The following is a 706-nucleotide window of genomic DNA, read 5'->3' as shown; positions in this document are numbered from 1 at the left end:
ACTGCGACCACATAAAGGGCCGCAAAGGTAAGGAATTGATGAGTGAAATAGGGAATGGGGACTGGCAACAGCCTTTTTAACAGCCAAGTTAAGAGTTAGAAGTTAGGAGTGATGAGTTGAACAGCCTTTTTTAGTTTACAGTTTACAGTTGACAGTATTAACAGCCAGGCAGCCTCCGCCGCATTGCATGGGCGGATTAACAGCTAGCTTACATTGCGTAGGAATGCCCGTTGAGTATAGGAGCACTAAAGCTGAGTTGCGCAAGCATTCACAATTCACTCCGCCACACCAAAGGTGGGCGGATTATAATTCACAATTCATAATTCACAATTCACAATTGGCTGTTCTTTAATCAGTAATTCAGTATCGCACAAATGCAAAAGTATCCACCAATTTATCACCCGCAATACTATTCCTGGATTTATTCTTTTCCGTAGCTCCATAATCCGCCAGCGTGGTGATATGCAAACCTTCAATGACACTGATTTCTATCGGTGTGTTACTGGCAAAATTTGGTGCATTGAATGAACCTTTATTCCCGGCATTTTGCACAATATATTCCACCACTTTCTCTTTTATTCGGATGGTATCCATTAATATTTTAGGGATATAAACAGTATCGGTTTTAGTAATAATTTCTTTAGCTGTTACCAGATTGCTTTTGCGGGTGAAATAAAGCCCTGCAAATACCGCTATCAGGGCTACT

1 protein-coding gene is annotated in these 706 nt (G+C 41.1%); it reads right to left on the bottom strand.

Features of this window, described 5'->3' with window-relative positions; translation table 11 throughout:
• Window positions 1-360 precede the first annotated feature (360 nt).
• Window positions 361-706: hypothetical protein (locus JNK74_28905; protein MBL7650201.1), on the bottom strand; the 346-nt coding region annotated here is incomplete at its 5' end.

Source organism: Candidatus Hydrogenedentota bacterium, assembly GCA_016791475.1.
Classification (GTDB): Bacteria; Hydrogenedentota; Hydrogenedentia; order Hydrogenedentales; family JAEUWI01; genus JAEUWI01.
The sequence above is the reverse complement of the archived record's forward strand: the minus strand, read 5'-3'. Positions and strand labels throughout refer to the sequence as shown.